Here is an 18,766-nt window from a genome sequence, read left to right on the forward strand (position 1 = left end):
GGTCAACGTGTTCGGAGAGCATGGCAAACGTGCCCGCACTGCACACCGGACCCTAACCATACCAAGCAACTATCAACTTTTCATCATGTTTGAAATAGAGCGCTAAAAACTCTTGACGCGCCTCCGATTCATTCTATACTTGTGAACAGTTGTTCATATGTTGAAAGGTTTCATCATGAGCAAAATGGACACCCTCCGCGCCACGAACGCGCGAGAGGAGAATGCGAACGACCCATCCACCACGCCGACCCCCCAAGAAGCCTCTACGGCTCTCGAGCATGCCCATGGGGCCGGCTGCCACTGCGGCGCCTGCTCCGAGGCCTTCGGCGAGCTATCGGACGACCTGCCCGACGAGGAACTCCTCTACGACCTCGCCGATCTGTTCAAGGTATTCGCCGACACGACGCGCATAAAGATTCTTTATGCGCTCATGGGACGAGAGCTTGCCGTAGGCGATATCGCCGACCTCATCGGGGCCACGCAAAGCGCCGTGTCGCATCAGCTTCGCACGCTCAAGCAGGCGCACCTGGTGAAGTTCCGTCGCGACGGCAAGAGCGTCATGTACTCGCTTTCGGACGATCACGTATACACCATGCTTGCCCAGGGCATGAGCCACATCTGCGAATAGATTCCACCGTTCTCCAACGGCGGAAAACCCTATACATCCTGCAAGCGAAACCCGCCGCGACCTTCTGAAGAATGCCAGACGGCCGCGCAATCGAAAGGAACAGCCATGAGAAAGCAATTCAAACTTGACGAGATCGACTGCGCTAACTGCGCGCAGAAGCTCGAAGACGCCATAAAGAAGGTCGAGGGAGTAAGCGACGCCAAAGTGAACTTCCTCACCCAGAAGCTCACGCTCGTAGCAGACGACGCCCTCTTCGATGAGGTGCTGGAGCGCGTGGTGAAGCTCACGGAGAAGATCGAGCCCGACTGCGAGATCATACGCTAGCCCTGGGTTGTCCGAAGCATATTCAGGAGAAGCCGAATGAATAAGAAGCAGAAGCGTTGGCGCAACCGCATCATCGTTGCGCTTATCATCTTCGCAATCGTGATGGCGGCAACCGAGCTGTTGCCTCTTAGCATATGGCTCGGCAGCGAGAGAGGTGCCGTGTACCTCGAGTTCGCGCTCTTCCTCATCCCCTACCTCATCGCAGGCTACGACGTGTTGGCCAAGGCCGCACGCAACATCGCGCGCGGGCAGGCTTTTGACGAATGTTTCCTGATGAGCGTGGCCACCATCGGGGCGTTTGCGATGGTATTTTTCCCCGACACGGGCCCTCATATGGCCGAAGGCGCTGCCGTTATGCTGTTCTACCAGGTAGGAGAGCTGTTCCAGAGCTACGCTGTGGGAAAGAGCCGTAAATCCATCGCCGCGATGATGGATATCGCCCCCGATTACGCCAACATAGAGCGAGACGGCGAGCTCGTACAGGTTGATCCCGATGAAGTCACTGTCGGCGACATCATCGTGGTCAAAGCCGGAGAACGGGTACCCATCGACGGCGTGGTGATAGAGGGGTCATCCCAGCTCGATACAGCTGCGCTCACCGGAGAGAGCATCCCTCGTCATGTGGATGCCGGCGCAACCGTCATCTCCGGCTGCGTGAACATGACCGGCCTGCTCAAAGTGCGCACTACGAAACCCTTTGGCGAATCCACCGTAAGCCGCATCCTGGAGCTTGTAGAAAACGCGAGCGAAAAGAAGGCACGAACCGAAAACTTCATCACTCGCTTCGCCCGCGTATACACGCCCGTCGTGACCATCGCGGCCTTGGCCCTTGCCGTTGTGCCGCCGCTGCTGGGCATGGGCGCCTGGAGCGACTGGATTCTGCGCGGTCTCACGTTCCTCGTGGTGAGTTGCCCGTGTGCGCTCGTCATCAGCGTTCCGCTCTCCTTCTTCGGAGGTATCGGAGGAGCGTCTCGCCTGGGCATTCTCGTCAAAGGCTCCAACTATCTCGAGCAGCTGGCCCACGTCGACACCGTTGTCTTCGACAAAACGGGTACGCTCACCTCGGGCACTTTCAACGTGGTGGCCGTGCATCCCGAAGCCGGCATCGACCCCGACTCCCTCCTTTCCTACGCCGCCCATGCAGAGGCCTACTCCGACCACCCTATCGCCGTATCTATCAAGCAGGCATACGCAGGAGAAATAGACCGATCTCGCATCAAGGACGTGCAGGAGGAATCCGGTCACGGCGTGCGCGCCGTTGTGGACGAGAAGATCGTGCTCGTAGGAAACGACAAGCTCATGGCGGCGCACGAGAGCGCCTGGCACGAATGCGATCTGGTTGGCACCATCCTCCATGTTTCGGTCGACAGGACTTACGCCGGCCACATCGTGATCGCCGACGTGGTGAAGGAGGACGCGGCGCAAACCATCGCCGAGCTGCATGCCGCCGGCGTCAAGTCGTGCATCATGCTCACCGGAGACCGCCGCGATGTGGCGGAGGCCGTGGCAACCGAGCTCGGACTGGACGAGGTGCATGCGCAGCTCTTGCCCGAAGACAAAGTGAACGCCGTCGAGCGACTGCTTGCCAACGAATCCGACGGCGCCAAGCTCGCCTTTGTCGGCGACGGCATCAACGACGCCCCGGTGCTCATGCGCGCCGATGTGGGCATAGCCATGGGGGCGATGGGCTCCGACGCCGCCATCGAAGCCGCAGATGTCGTGTTGATGGACGATAAGCCTTCCAATATCGCCCGCGCCATGCGCATCGCGCGCAAAACCATGCGCATCGTATGGCAAAACATCGTGTTCGCCCTGGGGGTGAAGGTGCTGATTCTCGTGCTCGCCGCCGTAGGCATCGCCAACATGTGGCTCGCCGTGTTCGGAGACGTAGGCGTGGCCATTCTCGCGATCCTCAACGCAATGCGCTGCATGAGCGTCAAAAAGATGAGCGAATAGCCGGAAGGGGTGCGTCAGGCAAAACGCCGACGCACCCCTTTCTTGGAATCTCAAACGAATCGATTACGGCTGCAGAGAGCGAATGGTGGGCAGCATGGCGTCATCGCGGATGCCGCGCAGCGCCGAGGACGCGAGCACCGTTCCCAAGGCGTCGTTGTTGGAATCAATGGCCTCCTCGGCTATCTTGAGAAGATGCTGCGCGTTGTCGTGCAGCGCGTCGTAAGGAATGCCCGCTTCGATCATCAGCTCACGCTCCTTGAGCGCAGAATGACGCTGCAGGCCCTTGACCCCCTCTACGAGCTCCGCGCACTCCTCTTCCGCCTGCGATGCCATCTGCGACCCGAGCGCGATGCAGCGACGATAGCAGGCAACGGCGAGCTCGAATCGGTCCATCTTCCAATATGCGAAGGCGAGCCAGTAGTACGCAAGACCCGCATCCTCGGGGTTCCAGGCCACTTCGAGCGCCTTGATGCACATGGCCGCCTCCGAGGCGAAATCGGCCTTGACGAAATAGGCCCGGGCGGCGCGCAGGTATGCGGTGGAGTATGCGGGCGCAAGCTCGATGCAGCGCTTCGCATGGACGAGCGCCTCATCCTGCCCCGCGATGGAACCCGATAGCACCTGGGCATAAAGGTCATGCACGAGATATGGCTCGTTCGCCAGGGGAAGCACCCGGCGCCCTCCCCTGTCCTCTGCGCAATACTTCTCATAGAGCACGCGCGTAGCATACGAGTCGAAATAGCGATAGCAGATGCGCGAGGTGTCGTTGAACGCCTTGCACGAGTCCACCGCCGCCTGCAAGCTGTCCAGCACCTTGGACGCACCCACGTCATCGCCTTCGCGGGAAAGCGCATACGCCCTCGTCATGGGCGCCTTGAAGCCATAGGCGTCGAGGAAGGCCTCGCGCACCTCGAGCTCGCTTTGCGCATCGAGGTTCCCTCGCGCGAAATCGTCGAGGAGCATCTGGCACACGCGTCGCACCGTCAGGTTCTCGCTGCGGTCATGGATGGCCTTGATCGCCTCAACCGCCGCATCGTCTCCCTGGGCCATTGCCGCGACCGTCTCTTCCGCCAGCTTGCGCCTGTCGCGCTCTTCGAAGATATTGAGGTCGCAGCCGCGCTCCACGCCCAGCTCGCGCCTCGCGGCATCGTTCAAGGGCGCGGGGTCGTCGTATACCAGGGGCTCGCGGTTCAGCGCGAACTCGCCTTCGTAGAAGGTGAACAGGGGATCTATCCGACCAAGTTCAAAGCCCTCGCCCATCTCGTAACGAGCGCTCGCCGCGTTCAGGATAGCGAACGGATCCGCGAAGGCGCGCTCTTCGTCGCGCGCGAACGCGTCCTCGACAAGCGCGCGGGTGAGCTCGACCGACAGAACGGGCGCAAAGCCCTCTTCCGGCTTTTGGCACGTGACCAGGACGCGAGCCACGCGCGACGACACATGCATCGCCGCCGCGGCGAGCAGGATGCAGACATGGGAGGCGTAACGCACGTACGATGCGTTGGAATCGGCGGGCGTCGTGCGTCTGAAATCCTGCGCCTGGGCATCCCACACGCTCTTGGGGAACGACGCCACCGGCGGCATGGAAACGTTCACGGCCAACGCATCGCCCGCCTCGTTGGTGCGGAAATCATAGCCGATGCGGTACGGAAGCCGCAGCGATTCGACCGCCTGGGCGAATTTCAGATGACGACCCCATCTGCCCTTCACGCCCTCCGGCCTGCGCGGATCGGGCGCCTGCGTGCAGATGCGGTCGATCAACCAGGCATCGTACTGCGCGCATAAGGCCTCGTCCTCTTTGAGATTGCCCGCTCCGACATCTTGAAGGTAATCGGTCAAGAGCAGGAAGCGGTTGAGCGCGCCCTCCGCCCCAATGAGCGTTGCGCGCTGGCTTGCCGATGCCGCATGTGCGCGGAACAGGCCGTTTTCCACCACATCGAAGCCGTACCCGTAGGAGAAATCGATGTAATAGGTGTTCGCGTACGACAGCGTACGAATCAGATGGACCGAAGGTTCCACCGGGTCGTCGTCCTCTTTGAACCTCACGGCAAAATCGGAAGCCGTTTTGCCCACCACGCCCTCTTCGCGCAGCAAGCGCACCAGGTACCGCTCCACTCCTCGCGCCGATTCGGGGCTTTCCTGCCAAGAATTCTCGGCCTCAAGCACCTCGCGATCGACGCCGGAGAAAAAGTCGCCCGACCCAAGGCGCATAAACACGTCGGCCAAATCGAACGCGCCGGACCCCGAAGCCGCCGGCGCAGTCGTTGAGTGGGCGATGACGGGCGGCAGATGCTTATAGAGCGAGAGGAAGCAGATGGACATGAACTCGTCATACGGCAGGTCATGCTTCATGAACGCGAAACTCACGCCCGAATCCTCCGCACGCTTGAGCGACAACCCAAAGGTCAGACGCATCTCGGCCACCGCTTCGCCCGTCTTGGAGAACTCCATGATAGGCGTCAGAGCGTCCTGCTCGGCGCCGACCTGAACCTGGATGCACCCCTGTGCACCTTGCGCCCCGGAATATGTTTGAATCAGCACCTGCGGCGTCATGGCGGGCGGCACGTCCAAAGGCTCGTCGCACGCGAAAGCGCGCCCGTACATATCGACATAGGCCACCACGCGCACGCGGTTGGAATGGGCGGGGTCGAATTCGGCGATATAGAACGAACCGCCAAGCGGCATCTTGATGCCCGACGAAACCATGCCGTACACGCGCCCCTCAGGCGCATACGGCACGTTTGTAAGCCGGGTCGATTTAGCGAAAAGTCCGAGTTTGACGGGATACGTAGAATCCATGGGCCACCCCTGCGAAACGCTGATGTTTCGCACGATTATACGTCAAAGGGGTGCGCAAGGCGCAAAGCTATGACGTTTTGCGCAAAGCGGGCCCGGAAGAATCCTGAATGGGGCCGGGATTTTTTGAATGCTCGTTGCCCACGACCACAAGAGGCTTGCTACCCAGGAGGTATTTCTGGAGAAACGCCGCCTCATCAGGCGTGAGGATACGTCCCGAATCAGAAACGCGAACACGGCGAGGCAGGCCCGTCGAACCCTCCATAGCGGCACACTCCCTTATCGTTGCGCGCATCCAGGCATCTTGAAACCATAGATGGCATGAGGACATTTAGCGATACAGCCCGATACGTTTGACCCGCAAAGCGCGAAAGCGCCGGGGTGGAAGAACAAAGAGCATGATATCGGTTGGAACCGCATCGAAATGCCGCAATGGCAGACAATCGCGTAGACGGCTCGATACGCCCCGAAGTCGGTAAAGGTCTGGTTAAAATCCCCGGTGAACGGCGAAAACGAATCAAGCAGGAGGGTCTACGCCTTAATGATATCGCCCGTGGGGCGACTATGAGCGGCCTTCCTCGGAGGAAAAAGGTGCGAAGTCGATTGAGATGCACAGGTCGCTCCCCTCGACAGACGCATCGACCCGCGCGCCCATCGCCTCGCAGAGATGCGCAACGATGGCAAGACCCAACCCGCTCGCACCGCCAGCACGCGCCCCATCGGCACGATAGAAGCGAGCGAACATGCGATTGGTGTCGATCGAGGCGGGATCGGCGACCGGATTGCGAAATTCCAAACGCCGCCCGCGCTGAACCACTTCCGGCGCTCCGCAGCCATAGCGCAACGCGTTAACCGTGAGGTTGGAGAACACGCGGCGAAGCGCTTCCTCGTTGCCCCGGACCGCAATATCCTCGTCATCGAAACAGATGCGCGGGCTCCAGCCGCGCTCCGCGAAATCGGGGTACGCCCCCGCGAGCGTCTCCGCCAGCAACGGATACGGTTGCACGGAAGAAAGCTCCAACGCATGCGTGGGATCGGCAGCCTTGGTGTATTCGAAAAGCTGGTCGACGAGCGCGCGCATCACGCTCAAGCGCTCTTCCGCCTCGGCCACATACCGCTCCCGTTTTCGAGGGTCCTGCTCGCGGGCATAGAGCTGCAGGTAGCCTTGAGCGCCGGCGAGCGGCGTTCGAATATCATGCGAGAGCGATGCCAGATCCTGCTGGAAGGCGGACCGCCGCTCGTCCTCCGCTATGCAGCGGCACCGCTCCTCGTCAAGGTACGCATTGATGGCGCGGGCAACTCCGGTCACGCCATGCGTGGGATATTCCACCGTCACGCGCTGATTGCTCCCCCGTTCGCGCTTGCCAAGAAAGCTCGCGATGGAGCGCAGCTCGCGCTCATAGCTCACCACCACAAACGCAAGGACGAATGCCCCGAGCACGCACGCAACAACAAGAACTTCCATCGCGCAACCTTTCTTAAGCCTCATTCGTCCGGCATGGAGCCTGGGGGCGCGATGCGCCTACGTCCATAAGCCATTTCGATATGTCGGCAGCCCTATCCGAGGCTCCTTCGCCCCATGATACCCACACTCGCCGCAATAGCCGCCACAATCGTTATGACAACGGGCGCAAGCGCCTCGGGCGATTGGACAGACCCCAATCCCAACTGCGAAATGATGACGGCCAGGTATCCGTCGAACAGCTGCCTCACCTCTTCAGGGTGCCCCGATATCAGGCCCAGCGCCGTATACAGGAGGTTCTCCACCGCTGCGCCTCCCAGCAAAAATCCCGTAACGGCGCTCGCCGCCAAGCTGCGCGTGAGCAGCGCCACGCCCACCGCCAGCAAAGAATACGCGAAGGTCAAGGCCGCAACCTGTGCGCACCACGCCAAAAACGAAGCCGGGTTTGGCACGGCGAGCGCCACGCCCGTGGCCACCGCAGACGCCGCGGTTGCCGCAGCGCCCACAGCCACATACGCCACGCAAACGCACCCCGCCGTTGCCGCAGCCGATACGGCATAGGAAAGTCTGGCGTGAGACGAGCGGATGAGATTCTTGACGCTCCCGCTGCGAAGGTCGCTTGCGAAGAACACGCCGCAGAACACCGCGACGAACATGGCGATCATGCTGCCGCGAACGAACATGGCCCCGCACAGCTGATCGAGCTGCGCCCCGCCCACGCCGGGCGTTGTGACGCTGAGCGTGAGGGCCATCTCGCTGCTCGTTTGCGTCGTGGCGAGCATGAGGGAGCTATCGGCCCCGATCAGTTTAACAAGGCCAAGAGCGATGGGTATGAACGCGGTGTAAATGCCCAGGAATACCCACGTCATGCGAGTTTTCACCAGCCGGTACAGCGTTGAAGCCATCATGGATGTAATCATCATCTCTCTCGCCTCCCTACCCCAAGTTCTTGCGGCGCATGACAAGGGCGCACGCCGCGCCAGCGACGGCAATCGTGGCTCCCGCCTGGACATACGTCATAGGATCGGCAAGAACGCCCTGCCCGAGCATCGCCATATCGACCGCCAGATAGCCGTCAAGGCAATCGCGCAAGAAAACGGGCAGGCCGGGGATATTGGCAAGCACGATGCGAAACGCGGACTCAATCGCGCCGCCGCCAATAAATATGGCCCCCATCACGCCCACAACCTCGCTCTTCGTGAGGGCGGTCAACGCCGCCACCGTGGACGCGTATGCCGATACGCAGAGCGCCACCTGGGCAAACCAAGCAAAAGCATCCTGGAACGTGGGCGCAGCGGGGATGTAGCCCTGCACCCGGAGAGCACCTTCGACCACCATCATTCCCACAGCCGTCGTAACGGCCGAAAGCGCAATGCAGCACGCGACGACAGACGCCGCGTAACCGACCCTTCCGCCGCGGGCCTGAACGAGGTTTTTCATGAACCCGGATTTGAAATCTTCCGACACAAGCTCCGCCACGGCGATGCCCACCCACATGGCAAGAATCGAGCCCGAGACAAACGACACGCCGTACAGCTGGAGCGAAGAAAGCGGCTCGCTAGGCACCTCCACAAAGCCAGTGGCCGCAAAGGCTGGCCAAACGCTATAGAGCCAGAGGGCGAACGGAGTGGCGGCGGCGACCAGTACGTATGCCACACCGAAGATAATGAAGAAAGGCGATTTCGCAATGCGGAAAAGCTGCGATCTGAAAAGCGAGAACACAGCTATCGCCCCCTTTCGCTGCGCCCCGATTGCGGCATGGCGTCGGTAGGTTCTGAGCCCATCAGCTCAACGAACAGCTCCTCGATATCGCGCTCATGCATAAAGAGCTCGCTTACGGGGATGCCAGCGCGGGCGAGCACCTGTCCCGCGTCCTGCGGCGTGAGACCGCCCTGCGCCCGAATCGCATCGTCCTCCATGACGGAAAACGCAATCTGCGGGAAGGCGTCCTGCAGGCGCGCGAGCGCAACCTGCGGCGTAGCGCAGCGGATGCACAGGTAGTCGGCGCATTCACGATCGACCTCTTCGGCGCTCATCTCGCGCACGAGACGACCGTCCCGGATCACGCCGTAGCGGGTCACCATGCGCTCGAGCTGATCGAGCACGTGCGAGCTGATGAACACCGTGATGCCGCGCATCTTAGCGAGCCCGACGACCGTAGTGCGCACCTCGCGCACACCCTGAGGGTCAAGCCCATTGAACGGCTCGTCGAGCAGCAGCAAGTCGGGCGAGCCCACGAGCGCAAGCGCCAGACCCAGGCGCTGCTTCATGCCCAATGAATATGATTTGGCGCGCTTCTTTGCAACGCCGCCTAGGCCTACCACCTCGAGCGCCTCGAACGAGGCCTGCTTCGCATCGGGCACGCCCAGAGCGAGCGCGCGGCACATCACGTTATCGAGCCCTGAAAGTCCAAGATGAATTCCGGGGTTTTCTATCAGGGCCCCCATGCGGCGGCTCGTAGCGCCCGGAGCCTGCGGCTCTCCCAGAAGCTCGATCGTGCCCGTAGTAGGAAGCACCAGTCCCGCCATCATCTTCATGGCGGTTGATTTGCCGGCGCCGTTGCGTCCCACGAACCCATAGATCTCACCGCGCTGGACGGTCAGATTGAGCGCGTCCACAGCGCGCTTCGCTCCGTAGGTCTTGGTAAGCCCCACGGTCTTGATGGCCTCCATCGAATCCTCCAATCTCGCATCGCGCCTGCCTGCAAAGCTCTTCGGCACCACAATCGCCTCTGCCCCGCCTCATTGCATGCGCATTCCGTATCCGATGGTTGCAAGACTACGCGGCGAAATTCGAGAAACCTTCCGCCAAAGTTTAAGAAAGTTACAAGATGCACCTGCTGATATTGAGAGGGCCCCGTTTGGCATCCAGGCGGCGGGAGTCCAAGCGGGAGGGCCGGAAAATCACTCTGCGGCTCAAAGCCATTCTAAAATTGACCGCAGGAGCGATGCGCATAGCTCGCGCAGCGAGCGGTAGCATCGCGGGTGATTTGGAGCGCCCTCCCGCTTGGACTCCCGCCGCTCGCCGCTCGTCGCGCCACTCAACGAAGGTCCGCCAGCTTGAAGCCTATGCCCCAGACGGTTTCGATATAGCCCTCGGTACCTGTGCCCTTGAGCTTAGCGCGGATGTTCGACACATGGGTGTTCACGGTCTTCTCCTCGACGAAGGCCTCGTCGTGCCACACGAGCTCGTAGAGCTCGCGCTTGGTGAAGACCTTGGAGGGTCTACGCATGAGGGTGCACACGATATCGAACTCGGTACGCGTCAAACGGACGGGCGTGCCTGCCACCGTGAACGCGCGCGCATCCGTGTCGGCCTCCCAGTCACCGAAGCGAAGCGTTCGCGTCTCGACGGAGGACTCGCCTTGCGCCCCCTTCGCGGCGTTCCCCATCGATCCACCGTGCGCAGCGGCATCTTCGCCCTCCGCACGCACGCCCGCGCGTCGAAGCAGCGCCTCCACGCGGGCGATAAGCTCGTCGAGATCGAACGGCTTCACCAGGTAATCATCGGCGCCGGCGCGCAGCAGCGCAACGCGGTCAACTACCGCGCTTTTTGCAGACGTGACCAGCACGGGTACGGTAGACCCGCGCGAACGGATGAGAGCTATCACATCCTCGCCGGACATGCCGGGCAGCATGAGGTCGCAAATCACGAGCTCAAAGGGAATAGGGTCTCCAAGCAGAAGGCGCGCCTCCGTACCGGAATAGGCGGGAGTGCACGCATAGCCCTCCTGCTCGAGCGCAGAACATGCGACATCGCTGATAGCGGCATCGTCTTCCACGACCAGAATACGCGCTCCCATCAGCATAGCCCCGCTTGCTCGATCGCACGCACCGCATCGCGCAAACGATCGGGCGGCTGAACCAGAGCAAAGCGCACGTACCCCTCGCCCATCGGCCCGAAGCTGGCGCCCGGTGTTACCACGACGCCAGCGCGCACGAGCAGCTCTTCGCAAAACGCCATGGAATCCGTGCGCGCACCGGGAAGCTTCGCCCACACGAACATGGTTCCGTGAGCATTGGGGCGCTCCCAGCCTACAGACTCAAGGCCGTCGCACAGGGCGTCGCGGCGCGCCTGGTACTGCAGGCGCTGATGTTCCACCGCATCGAGCGGACCCGTAAGAGCAGCGATAGCGGCATGCTGCACCGGCAGGAACATGCCGAAGTCGGTCTGGCTGCGCAGCTTGCGCACGGCGGCCACGAGGTCGGGCGCGCCAACGAGGAAGCTGATGCGCGCACCCGTCACGTTGAACGACTTGGAGAGGCTCAAGAATTCCACGCACGTATCGAAGGCGCCCTCGAACTGAAAGATGCTGAACGTTTGGGCTCCGTCATAGACGATATCGGCATAGGCGTTGTCGTGAACGAGAAGAATGTCGTGCGCGCGGGCGAAGTCGATCAGCTCGCGATACAGTTCGGGCGTGCCCACCGACCCCACGGGGTTCGCCGGAAGCGAAACCACCATATAACGGGCGCGGTCCGCCACCTCATCGGGAATGTCGGCCACATGGGGCAAAAAACCGTGCTCAGCGGCGAGCGGATAATACTCAATCCTTGCGCCCGCCAGAAGCGCTGCGTTGCGGAAGACCGGATAGCAAGGATCGGGCACGAGCACGGTGTCGCCCTCGTTGGCGACGGCAAGAGCAAACGCGCCCATGCCCTCCTGCGTGCCCGATACGCTCATAGCCATGTCGGGTGCGATCGCAACGCCGAAACGGCGCTCGTAATACGAGACGAGCGCGTCCAGCAGCGCAGGCGCATCATGCAGGGCGTATTTCCAACATTCGGGATTGGCCACGGCGCGCGCTGCCGCTTCAACAATATGCGGGAACGGCGCGAAATCCGGCGTGCCAACCGAAAGGTCGATCACGTCGCGCCCCTGCTCCTCGAGCGCGCGACGCTTTTCGTTGAGCGCCGCGAAAACCTCGTCTTCAAACCTGTCAAGCCGTTCGGAAATGTGCATAGCAACCCTCTTTCGTTAAAACTTTCCCGGCGGCACGGTGCCTTGGCAGCGCGGGCGCGGAAATGTCATGCCGGGAATTATATTACTGGCGCGGCGCTTGCGACGTAAGGTCGTCAAAGTCCTTCGCGCCAAAGACCCCTCTTACCGTTTGAAAAAGGGGCACGCCCCGATCGCCGGGCATAAAAAGAGGATCGTCAAAAGAGATGCATGAGGGAATCACTTTCGTAGGCGCAGGCGGATGCTTAAACCAGTCGGTATCGATGCGTGCGCCGGGGATATGGGAAGTGTCTATTTCCACAGGAACATATACGTCATATGGCGCGCTTTGCCCCGATCCTTTCTCCCACCCATCTTCCCATATGCGCACGATGTCAGTACGGCCCGACAACGCCGCCAAATCAGAGAGTTTGAGAAGCGGAAAGCATGCCACGAGCGCCACCAAATGCGCATTCCCGTCGACAAGGCACGATTTGCCATCGACCACGTTGACGATGAACGCCTTTCCCGATCGGGCAGGATACTCTTCCCTGAAAAACGCTTCGGCTCCTTCCTGAAGGATGCGCTCGCGAAAACGCAGTAAGCGTTCACGAGCCGCTGAGTTGGCGGTAAAGTGACGATGATGGCCTACCGCACCGATGAGCTTACCGCAATGCGCATTGAGCAGCACCTGCTTTGTTTCTGCATGCATGGTCTCTCCCTTCAGCGAGTATGTATACAGCCTGCTTCGTTTTGTAACAGATAATTCCGATTGCGCGCAGTTTTATTGGCTTGCTCAGGATTTAAGGTGCCGGTTTCTTTGGTGCGCGGCACCTAAGACGCATCATGAGCCTGCGCGCCATGTCCTTGCTCGTCAAGACGCGCAAGTCGCAAAAAGCAGATGATCGGAACGAGGCTCTATTTCACAATTTCTCACCTTTACAACTGTGCATACCGTGTATATACTGTGCACATAGGGTATATACACTAAGTTCGGGTGAGGGACGCCAAGGCCGAACGGCGTTTGACGGGGACGCCCGCCGAACGATATCTGCAAGCCAAGGAGCAACCGTGGACATCATCATTTCAAACGCGAGCGACAAGCCCATCTACGAGCAGATCGTCTCGCAGATGAAGGACATGATCCTATCCGGGGAGCTCGAGGAGGGCTCCATGCTTCCCTCCATCCGCAACCTGGCAAGCGACCTGCGCATCAGCGTGATCACCACGAAACGCGCCTATCAGGAGCTTGAATCGCAAGGCTTCATCGAGACGGTGCAGGGCAAGGGCAGCTTCGTTGCGGGCGGCAACATGGAGCTTTTGCGCGAAGAGCGCCTGCGTCACGTGGAAGAGCTGCTCGAGAGGGCGGTTCACGAGGCCAAAGGCGCAGGCATTGGCACCCAGGAGCTCCATGACATGCTTGACCTGATGGCGGGAGACTAGCAAACCCGCGAGCGCATTATCACCCTTTGTGAGAAAGACACTGCCATGACTGACCTCATTCGCGTATGTGGCCTGACCAAACGATACGGAACCAAGACCGTGCTGGACAACGTGAGCCTATCGGTGCCCAAGGGCGGCATCACGGGCTTCGTCGGAGCCAACGGCGCCGGCAAAACCACCACCATCCGCGCCATCCTGGGGCTCATGCCGCTCGACGCGGGTACCGTGGAACTGTTCGGCGAGCCGTTCGGCATCAATTCGAGCCAGTCGGTCAACGCGCGCATAAAAAGCCGCATCGGCGTGGTGCTCGACACATGCCCCTACATCGGCGACTTGCCCGTGAAAACCACCAGCTCCATCATGAAGGCCGCCTTCAGGGGCTGGCGGCAAGGCCGATTCGAGGACTACCTCGATCGCTTCGGGCTTGACCCGCAGAAAAAGGTGAAAGACCTCTCGCGCGGCATGGGCATGAAGCTGCAGCTGGCATGCGCCCTGGCGCACGAGCCCGACCTCTTGATCCTCGACGAGGCCACAGCAGGCCTTGACCCCCTCGCCCGCGACGAGGTGCTCGACATCCTGCGCGAGTTCGTGGCCGACGACATGCACGGCATCCTCATCTCGAGCCACATCACCTCCGACCTGGATAAGATCGCCGACACCGTGGCGTGCATCGACGGGGGCCGCATCGTCTTCGATCTGCCGAAGGACGTCATCACCGACGAGATGGGCCTGGCCAAGTGCCGCACCTCCCAGTTCGAGCAGATCGCCGCAAGCGGCGCCTACCAGCCGAACACCATGAAGTTCATACGATACGAGTACGGCATCGATCTTTTGGTATACGACCGGTTCGCCTTTAAGCGCAGCTTCCCCGATGTGGCCTGCGAGAGGCTCACCATCGATGACTACATGCAGCTTACTTTGAAGGGAGAAACCCGATGAAGGCCGCCATCCTCTCTGAATTCTCTGCCATTAAAAACGTGCTGCTGCAGCAGTTCGCCATCTATCTGATAGTGGGCTTGGTCATTGGCATCAGCATGGGAACCACCATCGCCATGGTGGCCTGCATCAGCGCCATGGCGCCCATTCTGATGGTGTTCACCTTTGCCGGCTACGACAATATGAACGGCTGGGAGCGCTTTCGCGCCACCCTCCCGGTCGCCCGCGAATCCCTCGTCATCGCCCGGTATCTCAACGTGCTCATCTCTTCGATCGCCACGCTCGTGGTTGCATTCGTAATCGCAATGGTCCTTGGGCAGTTGAGCCCCGTTCTGCCCCTCGACGCCGAAAGCGTCCAGACCATCGCCGACGAGATGCGCCACCCGCTCACGGTCCTCGGCGGCGGATTCGCCGGCATGAGCCTCATCCTGATGTTCTCTTCGCTTCTGCAGCCGTTCATCTTGCGCTACGGCCTCACCAAGGCGCTGCGATGGATTCCTGCGGCTCTGATGGTGCTGTTCTTGGGCGTGACGCTCATTCTGCCCGAGGTCATCGATGCGCCGCAGTTCATTGCCGACTTCGCAACGTGGGTGGAAGACCCAGGCAACATCCCCGTCGTCATCGCCGGGCTTGCCGCCATCACGCTGGGTGCGTACTGCATCAGCTGCGCCGGCGCCATCGCCCTGTACCGAAAGAAAGAGCTGTAGGCAGCACGCGCCTTTGCCCTTCAGCCTTCCCCATTCCTTTGGCGGCCCACTCATAAGGGCCGCCATTGTTGTTTATGCAAGATTTTGCAAACGAGCGGTTCGATTTACGCTGGCTTGACGGTCCCCTGACCGCCTTCAAACATCGCCCCTTCATACTGCAGAACATGCACGAAATGAGTTCGGCTCAAAGCCGCCTCGGGTTAATCCCTGTCTAGCGCCACTTCGCATCAACGCACGCCCTCCTCCCCTAAAAGCCGCGCGTTAAGCTCTCGATCGAAACGCTTGCCGGCCCAGACGACCGCTGCGATGCTGGCCGCGACCCAAAATGCCCAAAGCGCCACCAAGACAGGTACAGGGAAAAGCGCAGGGGCACCGCACGCGGCACGGAACAGCTCCGCAGCGGGACCGGTTGGGAAAAACACGGCAGCCCAGCGCACCGAGTCGATCATGAAGCCGACGAACGGGACAATCGCAGGCAGCATCTCGAACAACGACATCGGCCCCATTTTGTCGTCGTTGCGTGAAAGCACCGCCAAGATGCAGCAAATGGCGAGCGTAGGCAACGCCGCAGGCACGAACGAAACCAGAAAATAAACCGCAAGATCCACAGGCACATGCAAAAGCGCGAGCATGCCCGCAGAGGTGATAAAGGAGCACACGAAAGACGCGACCACCTTCGAAGCGATGATGGCACCGCCGCTTACGCCGGCCGCCGCAAGCGTGAGATATGTGCCGGTTGGGCGGTCGACCGCAATTGAGACATGCGACACGGTGGACCCGCAGAACACCGGCGCGATCATAAGGGTCAACGCAAGCCACAGCGCAATGCCTTCATGCTCGTCGGTCCATGGAGGCGTGCCCAGCGCACCGAAAAACCACGCCATCAGAAGCGACGCCGCAATCATGACCAACATGAGCGGATGGGTAAGAGCGTCGCGCGTATCGCGTGCGACAAGAGCGCCAAGAGTATGCAGCGAGGTGTGTTTCATAGCCGAGACATCATAGCGCATTTCAGAGGAAGGCACCTGTTTTGGCGATAGGCGCCGCACATTGTGGCCGGCGGCGAGAGAACTAGCTCGGGTATAATATGCTGGCTGCTGGGGCGCAAGCCTCATACGATAAGCCGACGGCGCACGTCTTCGACCGCCGCGCGCCCGTTTGACAGGATGCCCACGGTCATTGCCCAGGCCGCGTCATGAGCCCCAACGCTGCAGCGCAGCGCAGCCTCCGCGTCTTCAGCGTAGGCGTGCTCTGCGATGGGCTCCGCCGCATCACCACCCGAAAGGTTCGCATGTCTGAATACGATTCCATAGAGCAGCTGCTCGAGAGCGAAGCCGACAAGAGCGTGCACATCGAGTGCTCGCGCGAAGCCACCGAGCGCGCCATGCGTTTTGTCCATGAACGCCGCTCAGGGCGCCGGTGCGCATTCTTCATGGAGTCGGACAAGGGGTTCGACCGCGAAACCGTGCGATCATATCTGCGATTCTTCTCTCGCATAGCCGGAGGCGCCATCACGGCCGAGGAGGCAATCGCCCATTTCGGCCTTAAAGGCCTTGCGCGCACGCGCGTGAAGCTTCTTTCCGCCGAACAGCGCGCCTTGCTCAACTTCGCGCGCATGAGCCTGTTCGAGCCCGAGGTGGTATTCTGCGAACGCCCCCTTGCCGACGTCACGCCCGACAACCGCAGCCTGGTGCTCACATGGTTGGGCCAGGTGGTCGAAGGCGGCGGACGCCTCATCAGCTGCGGAAACACTTTGCGAGAAGCGCTACTCTTGCCCGGCTCTGCATTTTATGAGGAAGACGGGCGATACTTCTCGGCAAAAACCGCCCTGGGCTCTGAGGACGAGGAGAGCGACGCCCCCTATGAAGGAGACGAAGTGCGCGTGTTCAAAGTGCCCGCCAAGTCCGACGACGCCACGCTGCTGTTCGACCCGCGCGAGATAGACTTCATCGAGAGCGTGAACAGGGCGAACTACGCCTCCGTACGCGGCCAGCTCTACCCCGTCTCGATGACGCTCGAGGAGCTTGACGCCGAGCTTTCGCGTTACGGGTTCTTCCGATGCCATCGCTCCTATATCGTGAACGTCCAGAAAGTGGCCAAGGTGGAGCGGTTCACCCGCAACAGTTTCAACCTCACCCTGTCAGATGCCGCGCACACCTCCATACCCCTGGCCAAAGGCAGGGCCGAGGAGATGCGCGAGCGATACGGCTGGCGCTAGGCGCCCCATCTCGATGCGCCCGCTGCGCTCGTGCGATACGGCTGGAAGTAAGTCTGCAAACTCTTGCTTTGCGGTGAGACATAGCCCTACAGCCATCACGCCTCACGCGCTAGCATGGGCTCATGCCGTGCCTCAGCCACATATCAGCCCTTGAATGCCTTCGCAATCCCTGGCTCTACGCGACGATGGAGCCCGTCGCAACAACCGCGTTTTACGCAACAGAACCAGGAGGGCAGCGCGCGCTTTCGCAGGGAGAGTTCGCTCTTCCCGATTGCATCTCCCTCCCCTGCCATATGCTGGCAAACGCACCTTGCACCATCCATTCAACAGAAACATTCATTCAACACGTAAGCACTCGCAAATACCCCGAAGATTCTTTTCTGAGGATCGACCGCTCCTTGATCTGCAGCACACCAGAGCTTTGCTTTATTCAGATGGCATCATGCATACCAATCCAAGAGCTGATTTGGCTAGGATGCGAATTATGCAGCGATTACTCAATCCTGAACGATGGCTATATAGAGCGCAGTCGGCTCTCCACGAAGCGCAAGCTCGAAAGCTATATCAATCACGCAAAAGGTCAATACGGCGTCAAAGCCGCAAGACGTGCCCTAAGATATTTATGCGAAGGGGCCGCATCACCCAGCGAGGCAGCGCTGACAATGCTCGCGACGCTTCCGCCCACCCTTGGCGGATACGCGCTGCCCTCACCAACGCTCAATGCAAGGGTAAACTTAAGCAAGCGAGCTCAAGCTGAAACGGGAAATAGCTGCTATAAATGTGATTTACTCTGGCCCAAGGCAAAGCTGGCTTTAGAGTACGACAGCGATTCGCACCACACGGGGGCTTTACGAATCGCGGAAGACGCACTGAGAAGAAACACCCTCAAATCCGACAAGGGCATCGACGTGATAGTCGTTACAAACCGACAGCTGCGCGACCCGGCAAAGTTCAATTACCTTATGCGACAAACGGCAAAAGCCCTCCATGTCAAACTAAAGGGCAGAACTGCAATGTCAATAGGAGCTGAACACGATTTGCGGGAAATACTGTTTCGCCACGAGAGAGCACCAAGGCAGCAAAACAGCTTGGAATTTGCCGAGTGCGACCCCGAATTAGCCGACCAATACTCGTAGATTTGCATTTCAGTCCCAAAAATTTCGACTTTCTACTGTTCGTCTATGGAAACTTTGCCGATACGCCATCAAATAGCTCCTTCCGCATCACCCACAAAGGTAGTGTGCCGATTGTTGGTGTCAAGATCCCGTTCGGGAGGCGCGGGCCGCAGGCCCGCCCGAGCGAACGGGACATCGCCCAGGATCGCCTGCATTCTACACCATCACGCTGCCCTCTTCGCCTCG

General features: G+C 60.4%; 17 protein-coding genes. 8 read left to right on the top strand and 9 right to left on the bottom strand.

Translation table 11 applies throughout. The features are described from left to right. Window positions 1–175: 175 nt before the first annotated feature. From DMP06_RS11940 to DMP06_RS03540, 3 genes are all read left to right on the top strand, one after another. On the top strand, window positions 176–628 hold the full coding sequence (locus DMP06_RS11940; RefSeq protein WP_452585929.1) for an ArsR/SmtB family transcription factor: 453 nt from the start codon (window positions 176–178) through the stop codon (window positions 626–628). Window positions 629–733: 105 nt separating this feature from the next. Beyond that, complete coding sequence (locus DMP06_RS03535) at window positions 734–952, top strand: cation transporter (RefSeq protein ID WP_123208363.1); 219 nt, start codon at window positions 734–736, stop codon at window positions 950–952. Between the two features lie 36 nt (window positions 953–988). Continuing rightward, window positions 989–2,908 (top strand): heavy metal translocating P-type ATPase, encoded by a 1,920-nt coding sequence (locus tag DMP06_RS03540; RefSeq protein ID WP_123208364.1) that lies wholly within the window; start codon window positions 989–991, stop codon window positions 2,906–2,908. Window positions 2,909–2,971: 63 nt separating this feature from the next. Here the strand turns inward: DMP06_RS03540 and DMP06_RS03545 are convergent, their stop codons facing one another. The 8 genes from DMP06_RS03545 to DMP06_RS03585 all read right to left on the bottom strand — a co-directional run bounded on the left by DMP06_RS03545 (window position 2,972) and on the right by DMP06_RS03585 (window position 12,813). Then, entirely contained in the window at window positions 2,972–5,704 is a 2,733-nt protein-coding gene (locus DMP06_RS03545) for a tetratricopeptide repeat protein (RefSeq protein ID WP_123208365.1), read from the bottom strand. A gap of 559 nt (window positions 5,705–6,263) precedes the next feature. Next, on the bottom strand, window positions 6,264–7,166 hold the full coding sequence (locus DMP06_RS03555; RefSeq protein WP_123208367.1) for a sensor histidine kinase: 903 nt from the start codon (window positions 7,164–7,166) through the stop codon (window positions 6,264–6,266). Window positions 7,167–7,258: 92 nt separating this feature from the next. Further along, the gene (locus DMP06_RS03560; RefSeq protein WP_123208368.1) at window positions 7,259–8,086 is read right to left on the bottom strand and encodes a hypothetical protein; all 828 of its coding nucleotides are present in this window, start codon (window positions 8,084–8,086) and stop codon (window positions 7,259–7,261) included. 13 nt (window positions 8,087–8,099) lie between these two features. Further along, window positions 8,100–8,885, bottom strand: coding sequence for a hypothetical protein (locus DMP06_RS03565; RefSeq protein WP_123208369.1), 786 nt, complete (start codon window positions 8,883–8,885; stop codon window positions 8,100–8,102). Between the two features lie 2 nt (window positions 8,886–8,887). Continuing rightward, the gene (locus DMP06_RS03570; RefSeq protein ID WP_123208370.1) at window positions 8,888–9,835 is read right to left on the bottom strand and encodes an ABC transporter ATP-binding protein; all 948 of its coding nucleotides are present in this window, start codon (window positions 9,833–9,835) and stop codon (window positions 8,888–8,890) included. A gap of 368 nt (window positions 9,836–10,203) precedes the next feature. After that, window positions 10,204–10,971 carry a response regulator transcription factor gene (locus tag DMP06_RS03575; RefSeq protein WP_123208371.1) on the bottom strand — a complete coding sequence of 256 codons (768 nt, stop codon included), beginning with the start codon at window positions 10,969–10,971 and terminating at the stop codon, window positions 10,204–10,206. Beyond that, on the bottom strand, window positions 10,965–12,125 hold the full coding sequence (locus DMP06_RS03580) for a pyridoxal phosphate-dependent aminotransferase (RefSeq protein WP_123208372.1): 1,161 nt from the start codon (window positions 12,123–12,125) through the stop codon (window positions 10,965–10,967). Before DMP06_RS03580 ends, DMP06_RS03575 begins: the two co-directional genes overlap by 7 nt. Before the next feature lie 82 nt (window positions 12,126–12,207). Next, window positions 12,208–12,813 (bottom strand): hypothetical protein, encoded by a 606-nt coding sequence (locus DMP06_RS03585; RefSeq protein ID WP_123208373.1) that lies wholly within the window; start codon window positions 12,811–12,813, stop codon window positions 12,208–12,210. Between the two features lie 359 nt (window positions 12,814–13,172). Between DMP06_RS03585 and DMP06_RS03590 the strand changes: the two genes are divergently transcribed. From DMP06_RS03590 to DMP06_RS03600, 3 genes are read left to right on the top strand one after another with little or no spacing between them, the layout of a single operon-like run. After that, window positions 13,173–13,544: a GntR family transcriptional regulator gene (locus DMP06_RS03590; protein WP_123208374.1), complete on the top strand. Its 372-nt coding sequence runs from the start codon at window positions 13,173–13,175 to the stop codon at window positions 13,542–13,544. A gap of 45 nt (window positions 13,545–13,589) precedes the next feature. After that, window positions 13,590–14,483, top strand: coding sequence for an ABC transporter ATP-binding protein (locus DMP06_RS03595; RefSeq protein ID WP_123208375.1), 894 nt, complete (start codon window positions 13,590–13,592; stop codon window positions 14,481–14,483). After that, entirely contained in the window at window positions 14,480–15,187 is a 708-nt protein-coding gene (locus DMP06_RS03600) for an ABC-2 transporter permease (RefSeq protein ID WP_123208376.1), read from the top strand. The genes DMP06_RS03595 and DMP06_RS03600 overlap by 4 nt, the downstream gene beginning before the upstream one ends. A gap of 227 nt (window positions 15,188–15,414) precedes the next feature. Here the strand turns inward: DMP06_RS03600 and DMP06_RS03605 are convergent, their stop codons facing one another. Next, a complete protein-coding gene (locus DMP06_RS03605; protein WP_161957803.1) occupies window positions 15,415–16,176 on the bottom strand; it encodes an ABC transporter permease in 762 nt (253 codons plus the stop codon). 302 nt (window positions 16,177–16,478) lie between these two features. On the opposite strand from DMP06_RS03605, the gene DMP06_RS03610 reads away from it, so the two are divergent. Both DMP06_RS03610 and DMP06_RS11315 read left to right on the top strand, forming a co-directional pair. Beyond that, window positions 16,479–17,405: a LytTR family transcriptional regulator DNA-binding domain-containing protein gene (locus DMP06_RS03610; protein ID WP_123208395.1), complete on the top strand. Its 927-nt coding sequence runs from the start codon at window positions 16,479–16,481 to the stop codon at window positions 17,403–17,405. A 122-nt stretch (window positions 17,406–17,527) separates the two neighbouring features. Beyond that, window positions 17,528–18,541: a hypothetical protein gene (locus tag DMP06_RS11315; RefSeq protein ID WP_148042486.1), complete on the top strand. Its 1,014-nt coding sequence runs from the start codon at window positions 17,528–17,530 to the stop codon at window positions 18,539–18,541. The last annotated feature ends 225 nt before the right edge of the window (window positions 18,542–18,766 follow it).

The sequence above is a fragment of the Slackia equolifaciens genome (assembly GCF_003725995.1).
GTDB lineage: Bacteria > Actinomycetota > Coriobacteriia > Coriobacteriales > Eggerthellaceae > Slackia > Slackia equolifaciens.